Origin of the sequence: Novosphingobium sp. CCH12-A3, assembly GCF_001556015.1 — a bacterium.
Lineage (GTDB): Bacteria > Pseudomonadota > Alphaproteobacteria > Sphingomonadales > Sphingomonadaceae > Novosphingobium > Novosphingobium subterraneum.
On the sequence record NZ_LSIA01000315.1, the window covers coordinates 39,210 to 59,486 of the forward strand.

A 20,277-nucleotide genomic window follows, 5' to 3' on the forward strand; every position below is an offset into this window, starting at 1 on the left:
GCATGGACAGCTACGACACAGTGCGCATCATTGGCATTTCCATGGCGCTTGTCTTGGCCGTCGCCAACTTAAAGGGCCGTGAGATCGGATTGTCTGACGGCTTGAGAATGGCCGCTTTATGGGCCTTTCTGTTTATCGTCGTGGCTCTGGTATTCTCCGTGCTGGGATGGTGACGACGCGCTCCTCTCAGTGCTTAGTTTACATAATCATTATTATCAAATCTGATTTGGCCGGTTGGATCGACACCCTAACTCCGGTCAACCGAACCGGGAAAATACCATGAGCGCAGCTGCCACGCCCAATCTATCGCGGCTCCTAGCCATCATGGCCCGCTTGCGAGATCCGGCGCGCGGTTGCGAATGGGATTGCGCGCAGACTTTCGCAACGATCGCGCCGTACACTATCGAGGAAGCTTACGAAGTCGATGATGCCATCGCCCGCAACGACATGGCCGCGCTGAAGGAAGAACTTGGCGACCTGTTGCTTCAGGTCGTGTTCCATGCACGCATGGCCGAAGAACTCGGTCTGTTCTCGTTCGAGGACGTGGCGGAAGCCATTTCCGCGAAAATGGAAGCACGCCATCCTCATGTGTTTGGCAACGAGCCTGACGAAGGCCAGTCGCGTGAGGACCGCTGGGAGTGCGCCAAGGCCGCTGAACGCAGGTCAAAGGGGGCGACCAGTGCCATGGACGGCGTAGCGCTGGCGCTTCCGGCGCTGATGCGGGCCGAAAAGCTCCAGAAGCGCGCTGTCAGGCAAGGCTTCGATTGGCCCGACCCATCCGGCGCAGCTGCCAAGGTTTATGAAGAGATACAAGAGCTTGCAGAAGCTTCCTCAGACTCTGAGCGCGTTGCGGAAGCCGGTGACCTGCTTTTTGCGGCGGTCAACCTTGTGCGCAAGCACGGCGTCGCGCCGGAAGAAGCGCTGCGCCAGGCTAACGCCAAGTTCGAGCGGCGCTTCAGGGGCATGGAGCAACTGGCCGAGGGCCGCTTTGCGCAGCTGACCCTCGACCAGCAGGAAGAGCTTTGGCAGGCAGTGAAAGCGTCAGAGCGCGGTGAAACGGCCTAGCTCACGCTGGGTCAACCGCACCTTGATGCGCAGCGCCGGATCGCCACCCGCAGTTTCCGCCTCGGCTTCCTCCAGGATATCGCCGTGGGCGTGCAGCCAGGCAATGCGCTGACCGTCTGACAAAGGAATCGTAAACTCCAGCATCTGCGCCCCGCCGGTGAGCATCTGGCCCAGCTGCTCGAGCAGCGCATCCACACCCGCGCCGGTCAAGGCCGAGATCGGCACCACCGGAACTTCGGCAATGCGCGCGGCAATGAGGTCCCGGCGCATCGCCTGCTCTTCGGCAGTCAGCAGGTCCCACTTGTTCCACGCCTCGACAATCGGGATCTTCGAGCCCCCTTCCCCGATCACATCAAGGTCGGCGAGGATCTGTTCGACTTCAGCCTTCTGATCCGCCGTCGCGGGATTGGAAACGTCGCGCACGTGCACGATCACGTCCGCCGCCGTGACTTCCTCGAGCGTGGCGCGGAAGGCCGCGACCAGTTGCGTCGGCAGCTCGGAGATGAAGCCCACGGTGTCCGACAGGATGGCCTTCTCGACGCCCGACAGCCGGATTGCCCGCATCGTCGGATCAAGCGTGGCGAACAGGAGATCTTCCGCCATGACGTCAGCGCCTGTCAGGCGGTTGAACAGCGTGGACTTGCCGGCATTGGTGTAGCCCACCAGAGCAATCACCGGCCAGGGCGCTCGCTGCCGCCGTTCGCGGTGGAGTCCGCGCGTGCGCCGGACCTGTTCCAGTTCCTTGCGCAGCCGCGCCATGCGTCCGCGGATCTGGCGACGGTCCGCCTCGATCTGGGTCTCGCCCGGGCCACCAAGGAAGCCGAAGCCACCGCGCTGACGCTCAAGGTGTGTCCATGATCGCACCAGTCGCCCGGCCTGATAATCGAGATGCGCCAGTTCGACCTGCAGCCGCCCCTCGGCAGTTGCCGCACGCTCGCCGAAGATCTCGAGGATCAGGCCGGTCCGGTCGATGACCTTGCGCTTGAGTTTTTCCTCAAGGTTACGCTGCTGGATTGCCGACAGCGAGCCGTCGACGATGACCAGTTCGGCGTCTGACTGGTTGCAGGCCACGCCGATGCGTTCCACCTGCCCCTCACCGAACAGGGTGGCGGGGCGGACGGCGCGGATCGGCAGAATGAAGGCATCGACCACTTCGATGCCGATGGCGCGGGCGAGGCCCTGCCCTTCTTCGAGGCGGCTTTCCGCATCCGAGCCAAGCCCCCCTCCCCGTTGCTTGATATCGGGGAGGACGACAACGGCGCGCGCGCCACGGGTGACTTCACCGGCTATTTCGCCGGTGTTGTTGCCAAATTCAAAAGTACTCAGGAATCCTCACCATCCCAGTCGCCGGTGAGATCAACATGACCGGCAGGCTGAATTGTCGAAACGGCATGCTTGTAGGCGAGCTGTACGTAACCCTCGCGCTCGAGCAGCATGCAGAAGAGATCATAGGACGCGACCTTGCCCTGCAGCATGACGCCGTTCACGAGGAACATCGTCACCTGCACGCCGGAATCGCGCACGCTGGACAGGAACACTTCCTGCAGCAAGCGGGCCTTCTTGCCGTTTTCCTCACCACCCGTCTGGAAGTGCGCAACCGAAAGCTGCTGCCCGGGCATGATCGTCGAGATCGCATGCTTGTAGACCAGCTGCGACTGGCCATCGCGGCGCAGCAGGATCGAGAAGTTGTCGAACCACGTGACGATGCCCTGCAGCTTGACACCCTTCACGAGGAACATCGTGACAGGGATCTTGTTCTTGCGCAGGTGGTTGAGGAAAAGGTCCTGAAGGTTCTGCCCCTTACCTCCGCTCGGGCCGGTTACCGGTGCCGAAGCTTCCGCGACTGGAGCGGGTTCGGGCTTGGGCCGAGGGCGGGCAGACAAGGTCTTTCCGGTCATTTCACGTGACTCCGTTTTCTATTGGCTCAGCCCTGCGGGGGCCTTCGCGATCTGGCCTTCGTGCTGATCGCACTCTGGCCGGGTTCATTGACGAGTTTATGTCCCCCCGCGCGTTCCGTAAACATGGGAAATTGCACAGGGTTCCGAATTAATGCGTATTCACACGCGCGAAATCAATCTGTCGCGCGATTATTCGTCGTCCTCATCCTCCCGACGCTCCGCCATTCCCAACAGCTTGAGCTTGCGGTGCAGGGCCGAGCGTTCCATGCCGATGAAGCTCGCAGTCTTTGAAATATTTCCTGAAAACCGCCTTATCTGGACCTTCAGATACTCGCGTTCGAAATTCTCCCGCGCCTCGCGCAGTGGCACGCCCATCAGGGCAGAACCTGCAGACTCTCCGCCCATCGGAGTGCTGACGATCTCTGACGGCAACATGTCCGAGTCGATCCGCGCCAACCGGTCACGCGGTGCCAGAATCACCGTCCGTTCGACGACGTTGCGAAGCTGGCGCACGTTGCCGGGCCAGTCATAGCTTTGCAGCGCCGCCATCGCCTCGGGCGAGATTGCAGGCGGCGCCACGCCCTGTTCGCTGGCGTACCGGGCGAAGAAGTGGTCCACCAACGGCGGAATGTCGTCGCGCCGGTCGATCAGCGACGGAATGGCAACCGGCACCACGTTCAGCCGGTAATAGAGGTCTTCGCGGAACCGCCTTTCGGCGATCTCCTTTTCCAGCGGGCGCGACGAGGACGAGACCACGCGGACGTCCACCCGCAGCTGACGGTGGCCGCCGACCCTTGCAAAGGACTGCTCGGTCAGCACGCGCAGGATACGTGCCTGGCTGGAGGCGGGCATGTCAGACACTTCGTCCAGGAAGAGCGTTCCCCCGTCCGCCATCTCGAGCAACCCCGCCCTCACCAGCTTGCCGTCGATTTCCTCTCCGAACAGCTCCTGTTCAAAGCGCTCGGGCGTGATGCGGGCGGAATTGACGGTGATGAACGGGCTCTGCGCCCGCGGGCTCCAGGAATGGAGCAGGCGCGCCGCAACTTCCTTGCCGGAACCGGCCGGGCCGGTAATCAGCAGGCGGCTACCGGTGTTGGCAACGCGCTTGAGTGTCGCGCGCACCTGGTTGATCGCCGAACTGTTGCCGGTGAACTCCTCGGCCATGGCAAAACCCTGGCGCAGGCGGGCGTTCTCACGGCGCAGGCGCTCGGTCTCGGTCGCCCGTTCCACCAGCAGCAGCAGGCGCTCGGCCTCGAAGGGCTTTTCGAGAAAATCCATGGCCCCGCGGCTGATCGCGGAAACGGCTGTGTCAATGTTGCCATGCCCTGAGAAGATGATGACGGGCAGCTCTGGCTCGCGCTTCTTGATCTCGTCGAGGACTTCCAGTCCATCCATCGGGCTGCCGTGCAGCCAGACGTCCAGCAGTACAAGGCTGGGCCGACGCTCGTCGATCGCGGCAAGTGCCGAGGTGCTGTCCGCCGCAAGTCTGCAGCCATAGCCTTCGTCGGAGAGAACGCCTGCGACCAGTTCGCGGATGTCGCGTTCGTCGTCTACGATGAGGATATCGAGTGCCATTGCTTGGGTCCTGTCAGTCCTGTTCAGCCATTGCGCTTGATGTGGAAAGCGGGTCGCGGGCAAAGCGCATGGTCACGCGTGTCCCTCCGCCCGGCTCGGGGGTGAAGGCCATTTCGCCGCCGTGCTCCTCGACGATCTTGTGAACGATGGCGAGGCCCAGGCCAGTGCCCTTCTCCCGGGTGGTCATGTACGGTTCGAGAATGCGCTCGCGCTCCGCTGGAAGCCCGATGCCATTGTCGGTGACGCTGACGGTCACCGTGTCGTGGTCGCCGGCCAGGGTCACCGCCACGCGCCCACGGTAATCGACGTCCTCGCTCTTTGCCCGCGTTTCAATGGCTTCGACGGCATTTTTCAGAACATTGGTCATCACCTGACCGAACTGATGGCGATCGCACTGCAACGGCATCGACGCGGCATCGCAGGCGAAGCTGAAATCGATCCCGGTATGCGCCACTTCCTGCAGGAACAGGGATTGCCTGACGAGGTCGCTGGCGTCCTCGGCCCGGAAGACAGGCTTGGGCAGCCGGGCGAACGAGGAAAATTCGTCCACCATCTTCCTCAGATCGCCGACCTGCCTGATTATGGTGCTGGTCAATTCCTCGAACAATTCGGGATCATTCTCGATCTGGCGGCCATAACGGCGGCGCAGACGTTCGGTTGCCAGCTGGATCGGTGTCAGCGGGTTCTTGATCTCGTGGGCGATGCGGCGGGCCACGTCCGACCAAGCCGCGCGACGCTGATCGAGCAGTTGCCGGGTAATGTCCTCAAAAGTGATGACGTGACCGTTGCTGTCCTGCACGACGCGCACCGCCAGCGTGCGCAGGTCACCATCGAGCGGATACTGGATCACGTTGTTGGGCTGACCCGAGTTCACGAGCTGCGCGAAAACCGGCGAAACTTCCGCGAGGGGACGGCCGATCGGGTTCTGGGCCGCGTCCGCAAGAAGCACGCGCTGTGCAGAGGAGTTGATCAACTGAACCGCGCCATCGCGCCCGATCGACACGATGCCCGCCGTGATCGATTCCAGAACGGCCTCGATGAACGCGCGTCGCACCTCGAGCTGCGCATTGGCGGTAACGAGAGCTTGCGTCTGGCCTTCGAGCTGCTGGGTCATGCGATTGAAGGCACGCGCCAGCAGCCCGACCTCATCGGTCCCGCTGCTCTGCGCCACGCGCATCGAGAAATTTCCGCTACCGATGGTTCGGGCTGCGGAAACCAGTTCGGCAAGCGGTGCCACCTGCCTGTCGGCAAAGCGCAGAGCTGCCCATACTGCTACCCCTACCAGTGCGAGGCTGACACCGAACAGGGCGAGGTTGAAGCGCAACTGCAGTGCCCTCGCCCGCGTCGTCAGCATGTCGTAGGACTTGAGCACGGTCTGCGCTCGCTCCCACTGCTGGAGCGCAAGTGCGTTCGACGTCCGCGCGGCAAAGAGATAGATGCCTCGGGCCTTATCGATGGGCGTTACCGCCTCGATCCGTTCGGCCGATGCGCGGACGACCACGGCTTCGCCGGCATCGAGACGTTTCAGATCCGCCTGCGTCACGCGCTGCTGGCGGTCGGTCTTTTCGGGATCGACTATGGCGGCAGTGCGAAGCGTGCCGTCGCCCGCGCGTTCGAGGATGGCGGACTCGTTGAGCTGGCGACTGAGAACCTGGAAGGAGTACCCTTCGGCAAATTCGGTTGAGGTGATCGGCGCCTGGTCGAGGTAATCGCGAATGTCACCAGCCATGGTGACCGTTTCGTTGCCGACGTCGCGCAGCTTGTCCTCGTAATAGCCCCGCGCGAGCTTGTTTGCATTCTCCAGCATTCCGCGGGAATTGTCAGAGAACCAGAATTCGACGCCGGACTGGAACAGGAAAGAGGCGAAGATCACGACCAGAAGCGTCGGGATTGCTGCGATCAGCGAGAACAACCAGACCAGGCGGACGTGGAGGCGCCCGCTCGATCCAAGCACGCTTTGCGCGGCGCGTCTGATTGCCAGTCTCCGGCCCCACAGTATCTGGAGGGCCATGGCCGGGACAAGCGTTCCGATCAGAAGACTTGACGTGAGGCGCGAAGGCAGGATCTGGCCTTCGCTGCCGCTGCCGGTGACCGTCAGCCAGCTGACTGCCAGCATCAACGCAAGGACCGTAGAGGCCGCCACTTCGAGCAGGAAGAACACGTTTGCGCGGCGCAGGCCGACGGCCATTCGCCGCACCCATCGCGGCATCCTGCGGACCGTGACTCTAGACTCCTGCATCATCGTTGCATGGTCACAACACCACTGTTGCAGAAATGCAAGAGGAAACCGACGAGTGTCTGGCGGTGGACGATAAGTGTCGCAAACCATCAGTCGCGCAGGGCGAAGTCCTCCGCAATAATGCCAAGCTCGGACAGCCGCTTCCGCAACGTATTGCGATTTATGCCGAGGATCTGGGCAGCGCGCAGCTGGTTGCCACCGGTCTGGCTGAGGATCGCTGCAAACAGGGGGCGTTCGAATGCGGCGAGCGCTGCGTCATAGACGTCTCCCGGTGCCGGACTGTTGCTCGAAAGCCAATGCTCTACAGCCACGGCGATGTCGCTTTGAGCAGACTCGGTCGTGTGCTGCAGTTCCTGAGCCGCTGAGCTGCCTTCAGCGTGAACAAGCAAGGGTTCGATCGCAGTGGCGTCGATGATCTCGTCGCGTGCCAGCAGGGCGAGCCGATAGATGAAGTTGCGCAGTTCGCGCACGTTGCCCCGCCACGGCTGGCGCGACAGAAGCTCGGCGCCGGACTGGGTCAACTGGCGGCGAGGCAGGCCTTCGGCTGCGGCATTCGCCAGAAAATGGCGGGCGAGAGCCTCGATGTCGTCTGCCCGGTCTCGCAACGATGGCAGCTCGATCGGCACCACGGCCAGGCGATAGTAAAGGTCTTCGCGGAACGTCCCTGCGGCAATCATCGGCAGGAGATCGCGATTGGTGGCGGCGACGATCCGGCAATCCAGTGTGATCTCGTCACGCCCGCCAACGCGACGGATCCGTCCAGACTGCAAGGCGCGCAGCAGGCGCGTCTGGGCCTGCATGGGCATGTCGCCGATTTCATCGAGGAACAATGTGCCACCGCTCGCCTGTTCGAACTTGCCGATCGAGCGGGCAACTGCGCCCGTGAATGCACCTTTCTCGTGGCCGAACAGCTCGCTCTCGATCAGCTCGGCGGGGATGGCAGCGGTATTGACGGCCACGAAGGGCCCGGACCGGCGATTGCCGAGCTGGTGGATCGCTTCAGCCACAAGCTCCTTGCCCGTCCCGGATTCGCCCAGGATCAGCACGGTCAGATCGTTGCGCAAGACCCGCGTTATCATGCGGTAGACCGCCTGCATTGCGGCGCTCCGGCCAACCAGCGGAAGGCCCTGCGTGACGTCCTGCGGCACGTCGATCTCGGCGGCTTCGGCCTTGCCGATGGCCTGCGTGACCGTGCGGACCAGTTCCTCAAGGTCGAAGGGCTTGGGGAAGTATTCGAACGCTCCGGTCTCGCTGGCGCGCACCGCCGTATCCAGCGTGTTCTGCGCTGAAAGGATAATGATCGGCATGGAGGGATGTGCATCGCGCACCGATCCCAGCGTTTCGATCCCGTCGCCGTCGGTCAGCATCACGTCGGTCAGCAACAGGCGGTAGTCGGCGCCCGCAAGATGCCGGTCACGCCCGGCCACCGAATCGCAGTGATCCACGTCGAAGCCTTCGGCTTCAAGGGCGGCAGTGATGACGAGGGCGATCGAAGCATCGTCCTCGACCAGAAGAACGCGCTTGGTCATCAGGGCACCGATCCGGCAACGGGGAGGTGGATACGGAAATGGGTCAGGCCATTGGCCTCGTCCCGGTCATGCGTGATGCGCCCGTTCATCTCGCGCACCAGCTTCTGTACCAGCGCAAGGCCAAGGCCCTGCCCGCTCTTCTTGCCGGTCACGAACGGCTCGAAGATGTGATCGCGCAGCTTTGGGTCGATGCCCGGACCATTGTCGGACACGCGCAGCTCGATCGGCAGGCGCAACGGCTTTCCGCCCGGCCCGACATGCAGCTGGATGCCGCTGGCAAAGCGCGTACGCACCGAAATTCGCGGCTGCAGCTGGTGCTGGCAGGCTTCCCGCGCGTTGCTCAACAGGTTGAGCAGGACCTGCACCAGCGAATCCGCATTGGCTGTCACCGGGGGAAGCGATGGGTCGAACTCCTCCTCGATCACCACGTTCGAAGGGTGCCCGGCCACCAGCACCGCCTCGGCGCGCCGAACGGCCTCATGCAGGTTGCACTCCTGCGCCGGCTCGGCACTGCGCCGCGACAGCGACTGCATCTGGTCGATCAGCTTGGCAATCCGGTCGACCTCGGCCGTGATCAGCCCGGTCATTGCCCGGTCGCGTTCGCTCAGCTTGCGGTCGAGAAGCTGCGCCGCGCCGCGGATGCCGGCAAGCGGGTTCTTGATCTCGTGCGCCAGCACTTCCGGCGCACGCAGGGCCACGCCCTCGCCGCCGCCCGCACCTCGCCCGTCGCCGGTCAGCGCCTCGACGCCGACGCCTTCGTGCAGCATCAGCAATTGCCAGCCCGGACAATGGGTCACCGGGCTCGTCATCACGTCGAACGTGCGCACCGGCTGCCCCATGATCCGCACGCCCACGCCGCGTGCAAACAGGTTCGCCTCGCCATCGGCCAGACGCTCGAGGATCAGCGGTTCCTCGAATTCGAACAGTTCCGCCACGGACTTGCCGACCAGGCGCCGGTAGCTCTGGCCCATCAGTTGCTCGGCGGCGGGGTTGACCGAAGCCACCACCAGCTCCGGATCGAGCTGCAACAGGGCGAGCGGCAGGCTGGCGACGACGCGCTTGGGATCGGGCTTCTGCCCGGGCTCGGTCCTGCGCCAGTCGGGCAGCAAGCTCATGCCGCCGCGCGCTGCCCCACCTGTGCCGAAAGGCTGTGCTCGATCGCGCGCTTGTAGAAGTCGGCCAGGTTGGCGAGCACCGCCTTGGGGTCGTCGATGAAGTTGACCTTGTTGCGGAAATCGGCCGAACCGTGGAGGCCCTTGGTGTACCACCCGATGTGCTTGCGAGCCATGTTGACCCCGGTGACCGTCCCGTAGTGCTCCTGCATCGCCTCGTAGTGTTCGACGATCAGCGCATACTGTTCGGGGAGAGTTGGATCGGCCAGGCGCTCGCCCGTCTCCAGCCAGTGCATGACCTGGCCGAGCAGCCACGGCCGCCCGTAGGACCCGCGCCCGATCATCACGCCATCGGCACCGCTCTGTTCGATCGCGGCGGCAACGTCCTCGATCCCGCAGATATCGCCATTGACGATGACCGGGATCGACACCGCGTTTTTCACGCTGCGCACGAAACCCCAGTCGGCATTGCCCTTGTACATCTGGTTGCGGGTGCGGCCGTGGACCGTGATCATCTTCGCACCGATGTCTTCGGCAATCCGCGCGAGTTCGGGCGCGTTCAGGCTGTCGTGGCACCAACCCATGCGCATCTTCACGGTCACCGGCACCTTCACCGCCTTGACCGTTGCCTCGATCAGGCGTGTGGCGAGCGGGATGTCGCGCATGAGTGCGGAACCGGCATCGCCGTTCACCACCTTGCGCACCGGGCAGCCCATGTTGATGTCGATGATCGCCGCGCCCTGCTGCTCGACCAGCTTCGCCGCTTCGGCCATCTGCGCCGGGTCACAGCCGACCAGCTGCATCGAAACGGGTTCTTCCATCGGATGCCAGGCTGCCTTCTGGATCGACTGGCGCGTCTCGCGGATGGCAGCTGGGCTGGCGATCATCTCGGTCACGTTGAGACCCGAGCCGAAGCGACGCACGATTGTGCGGAACGGCAGGTCCGAAACCCCGGTCATCGGTGCGAGCACGACCGGGCAATCGACCGTTACAGGGCCGACCTGGATGGGCTTGAGCACGGGCGGGACGGGAGCATCGGACATCGGGATCAAATCTGCCTAAAAAACAGGCAGGCGCTTAGTCGATTACAGGTGAAACGGCAAGACGGTTGCTCATCCGCCCCAAGCGCTGGTAGAGGCGCCGCGAATGAGCGATCCCCTTCCCTCCCGCACCGGGCCGGTTGCCGCCGTCGTCGTGGCCGCGGGCAAGGGCTCGCGCACCGGCGGCAGCGTGCCCAAGCAGTTCGTCGCATGGCGCGGAAAGCCTCTCGTCCGCCATTCGGTCGAAGCCCTGGTGGAAGCGGGCATCGCCCCGATCGTCGTCGCCATACCACAGAGCTTTGAGGCCGAGGCGGCGCAGGCGCTTTCGGGCCTTCCCGGCATCAGGTTCACGCACGGCGGCGCCACGCGGCAGGAATCCGTCCGCCTCGCCCTGGAAACACTGCAGCACGACGCGCCCGCGCGCGTGCTGATCCACGACGCGGCACGCCCAGCGCTGCCACAGGCCGTGATCGCTTCACTTCTAGGCACTCTCGACCGTGGCCTCGCCGCGATCCCGGTCCTCCCCGTGGTCGACAGCATGATCCGCGGCGCCGACCACGCGATGGCGGAAAAGGTCATTCGCGAGGAACTCTACCGCGTCCAGACACCGCAGGCCTTCGACTACGCCGCAATCCTCGCCGCGCACCAGGCGTGGACCGGCGAACCCGACGCGGGCGACGATGCACAGGTTGCCGCCTCAGCCGGCATTAATGTGCTGCTTGCCAATGGCGATGAAGCGCTCCGCAAGATCACTTTCGCCGCCGACCTCGAGGAACAGGACATGACCCGATTGCCCCGCACCGGCATGGGCTTTGACGTGCATCGCCTGGTCGAGGGCGAGGAGCTTTGGCTCTGTGGCGTGAAGATCGCGCACAGCAAGGGGCTGTCCGGCCATTCGGACGCCGACGTTGCAATCCATGCACTGGTCGATGCGCTGCTGGGCGCCGTGGCCATGGGCGATATCGGCGATCACTTCCCGCCATCCGACCCGCAGTGGAAAGGCGCATCGTCCGACCGCTTCCTCGCGCACGCTGCACGTCTCGTCCGGGAAGGCGGGTACGAGATCGGCAACGTGGATGTCACGATTATCTGCGAGGCCCCGAAGATCGGGCCGCACAAGTTCGCGATGCGTGAGGCGATTGCCCGGATTCTCGGGATTGACTCAAGTGCCGTCTCGGTCAAGGCGACGACTACGGAACGCCTCGGCCTTACCGGCCGGGGCGAAGGTATCGCGGCACAAGCGGTGGCGACGGTCGTCCCCCGCTGATCCGCAGGAGCAAAGACGTTATGGTCTCTTCCCGTATTCTTTTCGGCGCGCTTGCAGGTGCAGCGCTCATGCAGGCCCAGATGGCGCAGGCCGCAACAGCAACGGCGCCTTGTCTCAGTGAAAGCGAAGTGACCGCGCTGGTCGGCTACGCCCTGCCCTCGGTCATCGACGGCACGATGAAGGGCTGCAAGCCGCACCTTGCCGCAAATGGCTACTTCGCCACCCGGGGCAGCGAATTCCTGAACCGCTATGCCGCGCGCAAGGATCAGAACTGGCCGCTCGCCAAATCCGCATTCCTCAAGCTTGGCGGTTCGAAGGACGCCAAGATGGCGGACATGATGCAGAACCTGCCCGACAACGCCATTCAGCCCTTCGTCGAGGCGATGGTCAGCGAAATGGTCAGCGGCGAGATCAAGCCCGATCAGTGCACTGCTATCGAACGCGGCGTGCGCATTCTCTCGCCACTTCCGCCGGAAAACACGGCAGAGCTGGTGACCTTCATCCTGGTCATGGCGGACAAGCCGAAGCCCGGCAAAGCCTCGTCGTTCCCGATCTGCAAGCCGGCGGCCTGATCAATGCCGATGGAAAGCCTGCTTCCTGAAGAAATTGGCGATCTTGCACGTCGCGTGATTGCCGAGAATGCCGCCCTCGGCCGCAAGGTCGCGGTAGCCGAAAGCTGCACCGGCGGGCTTGTCGCTGCGGCCCTTACCGAAGTCCCCGGCAGCTCCGCCGTGCTCGATCGCGGCTTCGTGACCTATTCGAACGAGGCCAAGAACCAGCTTCTCGGCGTCTCGGAAGATCTCATCGATACCTTCGGTGCAGTTTCGATCGCCGTCGCGTGGTCGATGGCGCAAGGGGCGCTCAAGAAGTCCGGGGCCGATGTCGCCGTGGCCATCACGGGCGTGGCCGGGCCGGATGGTGGTTCGGAACAGAAGCCGGTCGGCACCGTCGTCTTTGCCTGCGCCAAGCGCGGCGAGGACCCCGAAGCAACCAACGCGGAGCTCAAACTGTTCGACAGCGCCAGCACGCGCGCCGAAGTGCGCTTTCAGGCGACGCTCACCGCGCTGGAACTCTTGCTGCCGTAAAGCTGCTCGGCCCTCTTCTCGAACGCGGCGACCATCTTGCGGAACGCCGCGTCGAGATACTGCCCGGCGAGCTTTTCGAAGATCGCGCTGCGGAACGTGAAATCGACGCAGAAGTCGATCACGCACCCCCCGTCGGGCCCTTCCCGGAACGTCCAGTCGTTCTCGAGCCGCTTGAGCGGGCCGTCAATATACTCGACCTTGATCGACCGCGGTCGGTCCTTGACCACGCGCGAGGTGAACTTCTCGCGCAGTGCACTGAAGCCTACGAGCATGTCGGCGATCATCTCGCTTTCGCTATCGGACTTGATCCGGGTGGCGACCACCCACGGCAGGAACTCCGCATAACGACGCACGTCGGCAACAAGGTCGAACATCTGTTCGGCCGACCATTGCAGCGTCCGGGTTTCGGTAATTCTCGGCAAGTCAGGCCTACATTCCGACCTTGGCAGCAGCCTTGGCCAACTGGGCATCGCGCGCGGCGCGCATCGCGCGGAAATCGTCGCCTGCGTGATAGCTGGAACGGGTCAGCGGGCTCGCCGCAACCTGCAGGAAGCCCTTGGCGCGCGCGATCGAGCCATACGCCTCGAATGCCTTCGGCGTAACAAAATCGATCACCTTGGCGTGCTTCGGCGTCGGCTGCAGATATTGTCCCATGGTCAGGAAGTCGATCTGCGCTGAACGCATGTCGTCCATGACCTGGTGAACCTCGAGGCGCTCTTCACCAAGGCCCAGCATGATGCCCGACTTGGTGAAGATGCGCGGATCGTGGCGCTTGACCTGCTCGAGCAGACGCAATGACGCATAATAGCGCGCGCCTGGACGGATCGTCGGATAGAGGCGGGGGACCGTCTCGAGATTGTGATTGTAGACGTCCGGCCCCGCCTCGACGATCGATTCGACGGCCGCTTCCATCTTGTTGCGGAAATCGGGCGTCAGGATCTCGATCGTGGTGTTGGGTGTGAGCTCGCGCAGAGCCTTGATCACCTTGACGAAGTGGCCGGCACCGCCGTCGGGCAGGTCGTCCCGGTCGACCGAGGTGATGACGATGTGCTCAAGCCCCATCTTCGCCGCAGCCGTCGCCACGTTCATTGGCTCCATCGGATCGACAGCGCGCGGCATCCCGGTCTTCACGTTGCAGAACGCACAGGCGCGGGTGCAGACCTCGCCGAGAATCATCACCGTGGCGTGCTTCTTGGTCCAGCATTCGCCGATGTTCGGGCAGGCCGCTTCCTCGCACACGGTGTTCAGCCCGAGTTCGCGCATGAGGGCGCGAGTCTCGCCATAGCCCTTGCTGGTCGGAGCCTTGACGCGGATCCAGTCGGGCTTGCGCTGGCGTTCGGGGCGGAGATTCTGGGCCGGTTCGGTCATGGCGCCCAGATAAGCCGTTACGCCAGCACTTGAAAGACCCAATCTATGTGGTCATTAGCTCAGGCCATGACCCAGGCATCTCCCGAACTCGACCGCCTCATTGCAGGCTATCGCCGCTTCCGCGAAAGCGGCTGGACCCCGAAACTTGAGCGCTGGCGCGAACTGCGCGAGGGTCAGGAACCGCAGGTGATGATCATTGCCTGCTCCGATAGCCGGGTCGATCCGGCACAGATCTTCGATGTCGATCCGGGCGAAATCTTCGTGGTCCGCAACGTGGCGGCTATGGTGCCTCCGTTCGAAACCAATCCCGGCCATCACGGCGTTTCGGCGGCGCTGGAATTCGCGGTACAGGTGCTGAAGGTCAAGGAAGTCGTGGTCATGGGCCACGGCATGTGCGGCGGCTGCAAGGCGGCCCTGACACAGAGCCTCAAGGGCACTGAGCCGGGTGAAGGCGGCTTTGTGGCTGACTGGATTTCACTGCTCGACGATGCACGAGAGGACGTCGTCTCGCACTTCGGGACCGAAGGACATGAAGCCGAGCGGGCGATGGAGCAGGCCGGCGTTCGTGCCAGCCTTGCCAACCTGCGCACATTCCCGTGCGTTCGCCGCAAGGAGGCGAGCGGCGAGCTCAAGCTTCGCGGTGCATTCTTCGCGATTTCAGACGGCGTGCTGCATGTGCTGGACGAACCCAGCGGAGCATTCGCTCCGGTCAACTGACCACGGCAATCGCTCCAGAAGCAAAAAAGGGCGGCCTGCGAAGGCCGCCCTTTTCGTTTGCCAGAAGCCTCAGGCTTACTTTGCCTGGGTGTTGGCGAAAGCCAGCCACAGGCGGCCGAGCGTTGCACGGGCGCCGCCGACTTGGGCAAAGGTCGCCTTGGCGTCAGCGAACTTGTCCTGGTCGAGCTGCGCGATGCCGAGGCGTGTCAGGGCACGGTCCTTGTCGATGCCACCCTTTTCGATGGCCATCTTGTAGAACTCTTCCGCCTTGGCGGCTTCGTCGTACGAAAGATACGCATCGGCCATGGCCATCGGGCTCTTGCCGTCCTTGGCAGCGCGGGCTTCCTTGTCCAGCGCCGGGAGTGAGGCCTTGTCAGGCGCGATGCGGCCCTTGGCCTGCGAGATGGCGTCCGTGACGAAAGCATCGTTCGCCTTCAGCACGCCGGCCTGCACGCCCATGTTGGCAACCTTCAGCACTTCGCCCGGCAGACGACGCGGGTCAGCTGCTTCGATGTACTCGACGTATTCGCGCTCGACGTACTTCGGATCGTTCTGGAAACCGCCCGAACGCATCAGCAGACGGCCCAAGTCCAACGACTCCTGGTTGGTGAACTGGCTGAACTCGCGAACCAGCTGGCCCGCACCGAGCCAGTTCAGCGGGGTCGGGTTGTTTTCCACCATCAGCGTCGACCATTCGATCGCCTGCGGCCCGAGCTTGTTCTTGTAGGCAATCAGGTTTGCACGCTTGAACCAGCCTTCGGGCACTTCGGCACCGGCTGCCTTGCGCGCATCCAGTGCCATCTTCAGCGCGGTCAGCGCTTCAGCGTTCTGGCCCTGCTGCGAGTACGAGTCCGCCAGCAGCTCGGCTGCCGTATCGTCCTTGTAGTTCGCCTGGACAACCGGGGTCAGCGCCTTGACGGCGGTGGCGTAGTCCTTGTTCGAATAGGCGAAGTTGCCGAGGTAGAACTGGTACTCGGTCACGTTCGCTGCCGGAACCTGCCCGCTGTCGAGCATGTTCTGGATGCCGCGCTGGCGCATCGCGATGTCGTTCAGCGTACCGCCGATGCTGACAGCCCAGCCGCCTGCCGCCATGCGGTCGAGCGGTGTCTTGATCGCAGCTTCGGCAGCAGCGAGTTCAGCCGGAGCGTTGGCCAGCAGCGCCTTCTGCGCAGCGGCATCGGCACCCTTCTTCTTGGCTTCATCAAGCGCGGTCACGGTCTTCTGGATCGGGCCGGCAGCGGCCACGAATTCCTTCGAGTAGCTGGCCTTCTCGGCCTTGGCTTCCTTTTCCTTGGCGAATGCCGCGGTCGACGTGACCGACAGTGCGCCGGCCGAAAGCGCGAGGGCCATCGCCGTCTTGCCAATCAGTCCGAAAGTAGCACGCATAGAAATCGTCTCCTGTTCGACCGGATGCGTCTGGCGGAAGCGACCCTGCCCCGACACCTTCGCACCCCGGTGTCCTCTCACCTCTGGTCGATCCCGCTAGTGGCGCGGAATTGGGCCCTTGGCAACGGTTTGCGCACTATCCTTTTCACGGTGAACGCCATTTGAATGGCGTCTCGTCCGAATATTCATGCATCTGGTCGCAGGTGTGGAAAACCGGCTTCGTTTCAGGCCCACCGTGGCCCGATTGCTGGCTATCGTGCGGCAATTGGCCTAGGGCCATCTTTCATCCCTTGTAGCTATAACGAAAAGCAGTTCCCGTGAGCGACGACACCACGATCATCGACCCCCCAGTCCCCGCCCCGGAAGGCGAGTTCCAGCGGATCGACATCGTCGACGAGATGAAGACCAGCTACCTCGATTACGCGATGAGCGTGATCGTCAGTCGCGCGCTGCCCGATGTGCGCGATGGCCTGAAGCCGGTCCACCGTCGCATCCTGTGGACCAGCCACGAAAACGGCTTCGTCTCGACCAAGGCCTATCGCAAGTCCGCCCGTATCGTCGGCGATTGCATGGGCAAGTATCACCCGCACGGCGACGCCGCGATCTATGATGCCCTTGCGCGCATGACGCAGGACTGGTCGATGCGCCTGCCGCTGATCGATGGGCAAGGCAACTTCGGCTCGATGGACCCCGATCCGCCGGCCTCGATGCGCTACACCGAAGCGCGCCTTGCCAAGGTCGCGGATTCGCTGCTCGGCGATATCGAGAAGGACACGGTCGACTTCATCCCGAACTACGACGGGTCGGAGCATGAGCCGCAGGTCCTGCCCGCGCGCTTCCCCAACCTGCTGGTCAACGGCGCGGGTGGCATCGCCGTCGGCATGGCCACGAACATTCCGCCGCACAACCTCGGCGAAGTGATCGACGGCTGCCTTGCCTACATGGACAACCCGCTGATCTCGATCGACGAGCTGATCCAGATCATTCCAGGGCCGGACTTCCCGACTGCCCCGCTGATCCTCGGCACCGCGGGCGCCCGCAAGGCCTACCATGAAGGCCGCGGCTCGATCATCATGCGCGCCCGCCACCAGATCGAGGAAGGCCGGGGCGATCGCCGCTCGATCGTGCTCACCTCGATCCCCTATCAGGTCGGCAAGTCCGGCCTTGTCGAAAAGATCGCCGAAGCCGCCAAGGACAAGCGGATCGAGGGCATTTCCGACATTCGCGACGAATCCAACCGCGAAGGCGTGCGCGTCGTCATCGATCTCAAGCGCGATGCTACGCCCGAAGTCGTCCTCAACCAGATCTGGCGCAACACCCCTGCGCAGTCGAGCTTCCCGGCCAACATGCTCGCCATCCGTGGCGGCCGTCCGGAAGTCCTCAACCTCAAGGACATCATCGAAGCCTTCGTCCGCTTCCGCGAAGAGGTCATCACCCGCCGCACCAAGTTCGAACTGAACAAGGCGCGCGACCGGGCGCATATCCTGCTCGGCCTCGTCATCGCGGTGACCAACCTCGATGAAGTCGTGCGCATCATCCGTGGCTCGCCGAACCCCGCCACGGCGCGCGAAACCCTGCTCGCCCGCGAATGGCCGATGGGCGAGATCGCGCAGTACATCAAGCTGGTCGAAGCCATCGAAGACATCGGCGTGGCCGATGCTGCCACCTATCGCCTGTCCGAAATCCAGGTCCGCGCCATCCTCGACCTGCGCCTCCACCGCCTGACCGCGCTGGGCCGGGATGAGATCGGCGAAGAACTCGAAGGCCTCGCCACCGCGATTGCCGAATACCTCTCGATCCTGGCTGACCGCGTGAAGCTTTACGGCGTCATGCGCCAGGAACTGCTCGAAGTCCGTCAGGCCTTCGCCACGCCGCGCCGCTCGGAATTGACCGCGCCTGCCGATGGCATCGAGGACGAAGACCTGATCGAGCGCGAGGACATGGTCGTCACCATCACGCTTGACGGCTATATCAAGCGCACGCCGCTCTCCACCTTCCGCGCCCAGAACCGGGGCGGCAAGGGCCGGTCGGGCATGGCGACGAAGGACGAGGATGCCGTGGCGACGATGTTCGTCACCAGCACCCACACTCCGGTCCTGTTCTTCTCGACTGCGGGCAAGGTCTATCGCCTCAAGGTCTGGCGCCTGCCCGAAGGCGGGCCGACCACGCGTGGCCGCCCCGTGATCAACATGCTTCCGGCGCTCGACAAGGACGAGACCATCGCCACCGTGCTGCCGCTGCCGGAAGACGAGGCGGAATGGGGCAAGCTTTCGGTCGTCTTCGCCACGGCCAAGGGCAATGTCCGCCGCAACTCGATGGATGCCTTCGCCAACATTCCGTCGAACGGCAAGTTCGCGATGAAGTTCGATGAAGACAGCGAAGATCGCCTGATCGGCGTCGCCCTGCTCGAAGCAACCGACGACGTGCTGCTCGCCACCCGCGCCGGCAAGGCCATTCGCTTCGCAGGCGACGAAGTGCGCGAATTCACCAGCCGCACCTCCACCGGCGTGCGCGGCATGACGCTCAAGGGCGACGACGAGGTCATCTCGCTGTCGATCCTGCACCGCGTCGGCACCACGCCTGACGAGCGCGAGGACTACGTCCGCTTCGCACCCTGGAAGGGCGAGAAGGAAGGCGAACCGGCCTTGTCGGCCGAGCGCTATGCCGAACTTCAGGCACGCGAACAGTTCATCCTTACCGTCTGCGCCAATGGCTACGGCAAGATGTCCTCGGCCTATGAATACCGCCGCACCGGACGTGGCGGTCAGGGCATCACCAATATCGACAACATTGCCCGCAACGGCCCGGTCGTGGCCAGCTTCCCGGCGACGCAGGCCGACCAGCTCATGCTCGTCACCGATCAGGCCAAGCTGATCCGCCTGCCGCTCGATTCGCTTCGCGTGATCGGTCGCGGCTCGGCGGGCGTCCGCCTGTTCAACGTCTCGGGCGACGAACATGTCGTCAGCGCCGTGCGTCTTGCCGAAGGCGAAGGCGAGGATGCCGAGACGACCGAGCCCAGCAGCGGCGATGAAAGCGCAGCACCTGCCGCACCGGAAGACGGCACCGCCGAATGACTGACCTCCCCCTCCTCGCCTACAAGGTCCTGACCGGCCCGCAGATGGCGCAGCTTGAAGCGGACGGCGTGTTCAAGGGTGCCGCGGTCGATCTGGCGGATGGCTGCATCCACCTGTCGACCGAGGCGCAGCTGACCGAAACCGTCGACAAGCACTTCGCAGGGCAGGACGATCTCCACGTCGCCGCCGTCGATCTCGCCGCACTTGGCTCTGCGGTAAAGTGGGAGCCGTCGCGCGGCGGCCAGCTTTTCCCGCATATCTACGGCGATCTGCCGTTGAATGCAGTCGTCGCCTATTCTCCGATGGAGCGGGATCAGGACGGAACGGTCAGGTTGCCGATCGCAAGCTGACCGTCTGGGCTAGGGCGGAAACCGCTCTAGTTGCCCGCGTCGATCAAGGCCTGAACTTTCCGATAGAAGCTTTCGCGCGCCTCGGGCTGTGGTCCGGCGTTGGCGCGCGGCCAATCCGAATTGCTGGCAATCACCAGTTTGCGCTTGGGGTCAATGAAGATGCCCTGGCCGAAGATGCCTTGGGCGGCGACAGTGCCATCGTCATTGGTCCACCACTGGAAGCCATAGCCGCGCCCTGCCCGGCCGATATCCTTCTGCTTGGTCGTCGCCTGTGCGAACCAGTCCGACGGCACGATCTGCCTGCCATCGCGCCCCTTGCCCCCGTTCAGCACGAACAGGCCGAACCTTGCGTAATCGCGTGTCGCCGCCTGCAGACAGCAACCACCGATCTCGAGCCCGGTCTTCCCCAACAGCCACGTCGCCTCGGCTTCCATTCCGGCAGGTTGCCAGACCTTCTCCTGCAAATAGGCAGACAATGACTTGCCGGTGGCCGAACTCACGAGCACGCCGATCAGGTGTAAGCGCGAAATTCCGCGCACCTGTTCGGTTGAGTGACGCGGTGTGAAGGATGT

The 20,277-nt window shown here is 63.7% G+C and carries 19 protein-coding genes; 8 read left to right on the forward strand and 11 right to left on the reverse strand.

Features of this window, described 5'->3' with window-relative positions:
- Window positions 1-2 precede the first annotated feature (2 nt).
- Entirely contained in the window at window positions 3-173 is a 171-nt protein-coding gene (locus tag AX703_RS27695; protein ID WP_156452231.1) for a hypothetical protein, read from the forward strand.
- Window positions 174-279: 106 nt separating this feature from the next.
- Window positions 280-1,065 carry a nucleoside triphosphate pyrophosphohydrolase gene (mazG, locus tag AX703_RS26155; protein WP_062348430.1) on the forward strand — a complete coding sequence of 262 codons (786 nt, stop codon included), beginning with the start codon at window positions 280-282 and terminating at the stop codon, window positions 1,063-1,065.
- Here the strand turns inward: mazG and hflX are convergent.
- The 7 genes from hflX to dusB all read right to left on the reverse strand — a co-directional run bounded on the left by hflX (window position 1,042) and on the right by dusB (window position 10,461).
- Window positions 1,042-2,391 (reverse strand): GTPase HflX, encoded by a 1,350-nt coding sequence (gene hflX / locus AX703_RS26160; protein WP_062348432.1) that lies wholly within the window; start codon window positions 2,389-2,391, stop codon window positions 1,042-1,044. The two genes, mazG and hflX, sit on opposite strands and share 24 nt — an antisense overlap.
- Window positions 2,388-2,963: an RNA chaperone Hfq gene (gene hfq, locus AX703_RS26165; RefSeq protein WP_082013224.1), complete on the reverse strand. Its 576-nt coding sequence runs from the start codon at window positions 2,961-2,963 to the stop codon at window positions 2,388-2,390. Before hfq ends, hflX begins: the two co-directional genes overlap by 4 nt.
- 189 nt (window positions 2,964-3,152) lie before the next feature.
- Window positions 3,153-4,538, reverse strand: coding sequence for a sigma-54 dependent transcriptional regulator (locus tag AX703_RS26170; RefSeq protein ID WP_062348433.1), 1,386 nt, complete (start codon window positions 4,536-4,538; stop codon window positions 3,153-3,155).
- Between the two features lie 13 nt (window positions 4,539-4,551).
- Window positions 4,552-6,726: an ATP-binding protein gene (locus AX703_RS26175; RefSeq protein WP_062348434.1), complete on the reverse strand. Its 2,175-nt coding sequence runs from the start codon at window positions 6,724-6,726 to the stop codon at window positions 4,552-4,554.
- Between the two features lie 140 nt (window positions 6,727-6,866).
- Complete coding sequence (locus AX703_RS26180; RefSeq protein ID WP_062348435.1) at window positions 6,867-8,306, reverse strand: sigma-54 dependent transcriptional regulator; 1,440 nt, start codon at window positions 8,304-8,306, stop codon at window positions 6,867-6,869.
- The gene (locus AX703_RS26185) at window positions 8,306-9,421 is read right to left on the reverse strand and encodes a nitrogen regulation protein NR(II) (RefSeq protein WP_062348436.1); all 1,116 of its coding nucleotides are present in this window, start codon (window positions 9,419-9,421) and stop codon (window positions 8,306-8,308) included. The genes AX703_RS26180 and AX703_RS26185 overlap by 1 nt, the downstream gene beginning before the upstream one ends.
- On the reverse strand, window positions 9,418-10,461 hold the full coding sequence (gene dusB / locus AX703_RS26190) for a tRNA dihydrouridine synthase DusB (protein ID WP_062348439.1): 1,044 nt from the start codon (window positions 10,459-10,461) through the stop codon (window positions 9,418-9,420). Before dusB ends, AX703_RS26185 begins: the two co-directional genes overlap by 4 nt.
- A gap of 103 nt (window positions 10,462-10,564) precedes the next feature.
- On the opposite strand from dusB, the gene AX703_RS26195 reads away from it, so the two are divergent.
- The 3 genes from AX703_RS26195 to AX703_RS26205 are packed head-to-tail and all read left to right on the forward strand — an operon-like array spanning window position 10,565 to window position 12,810.
- The gene (locus AX703_RS26195; RefSeq protein ID WP_062348441.1) at window positions 10,565-11,725 is read left to right on the forward strand and encodes a bifunctional 2-C-methyl-D-erythritol 4-phosphate cytidylyltransferase/2-C-methyl-D-erythritol 2,4-cyclodiphosphate synthase; all 1,161 of its coding nucleotides are present in this window, start codon (window positions 10,565-10,567) and stop codon (window positions 11,723-11,725) included.
- Between the two features lie 20 nt (window positions 11,726-11,745).
- Window positions 11,746-12,297 (forward strand): hypothetical protein, encoded by a 552-nt coding sequence (locus AX703_RS26200; protein WP_156452232.1) that lies wholly within the window; start codon window positions 11,746-11,748, stop codon window positions 12,295-12,297.
- Between the two features lie 9 nt (window positions 12,298-12,306).
- Window positions 12,307-12,810 carry a CinA family protein gene (locus tag AX703_RS26205; protein WP_156135681.1) on the forward strand — a complete coding sequence of 168 codons (504 nt, stop codon included), beginning with the start codon at window positions 12,307-12,309 and terminating at the stop codon, window positions 12,808-12,810.
- Here AX703_RS26205 and AX703_RS26210 read toward each other — a convergent pair.
- Complete coding sequence (locus AX703_RS26210) at window positions 12,771-13,232, reverse strand: type II toxin-antitoxin system RatA family toxin (protein ID WP_062348447.1); 462 nt, start codon at window positions 13,230-13,232, stop codon at window positions 12,771-12,773. The genes AX703_RS26205 and AX703_RS26210 overlap by 40 nt on opposite strands.
- Before the next feature lie 7 nt (window positions 13,233-13,239).
- The gene (gene lipA, locus AX703_RS26215; RefSeq protein ID WP_039331029.1) at window positions 13,240-14,178 is read right to left on the reverse strand and encodes a lipoyl synthase; all 939 of its coding nucleotides are present in this window, start codon (window positions 14,176-14,178) and stop codon (window positions 13,240-13,242) included.
- Window positions 14,179-14,244: 66 nt separating this feature from the next.
- On the opposite strand from lipA, the gene AX703_RS26220 reads away from it, so the two are divergent.
- Window positions 14,245-14,895 (forward strand): carbonic anhydrase, encoded by a 651-nt coding sequence (locus AX703_RS26220; protein WP_039331031.1) that lies wholly within the window; start codon window positions 14,245-14,247, stop codon window positions 14,893-14,895.
- A gap of 75 nt (window positions 14,896-14,970) precedes the next feature.
- On the opposite strand, the gene AX703_RS26225 is transcribed toward AX703_RS26220, so the two are convergent.
- Window positions 14,971-16,281 carry a lipopolysaccharide assembly protein LapB gene (locus AX703_RS26225; RefSeq protein WP_039331032.1) on the reverse strand — a complete coding sequence of 437 codons (1,311 nt, stop codon included), beginning with the start codon at window positions 16,279-16,281 and terminating at the stop codon, window positions 14,971-14,973.
- 317 nt (window positions 16,282-16,598) lie between these two features.
- On the opposite strand from AX703_RS26225, the gene gyrA reads away from it, so the two are divergent.
- Complete coding sequence (gene gyrA, locus AX703_RS26230; RefSeq protein WP_062348449.1) at window positions 16,599-19,355, forward strand: DNA gyrase subunit A; 2,757 nt, start codon at window positions 16,599-16,601, stop codon at window positions 19,353-19,355.
- On the forward strand, window positions 19,352-19,705 hold the full coding sequence (locus AX703_RS26235; protein WP_062348451.1) for a DUF952 domain-containing protein: 354 nt from the start codon (window positions 19,352-19,354) through the stop codon (window positions 19,703-19,705). Before gyrA ends, AX703_RS26235 begins: the two co-directional genes overlap by 4 nt.
- Window positions 19,706-19,731: 26 nt before the next feature.
- On the opposite strand, the gene AX703_RS26240 is transcribed toward AX703_RS26235, so the two are convergent.
- On the reverse strand, window positions 19,732-20,277 hold a 546-nt coding region (locus AX703_RS26240; RefSeq protein WP_156452233.1), incomplete at its 5' end, for a serine hydrolase.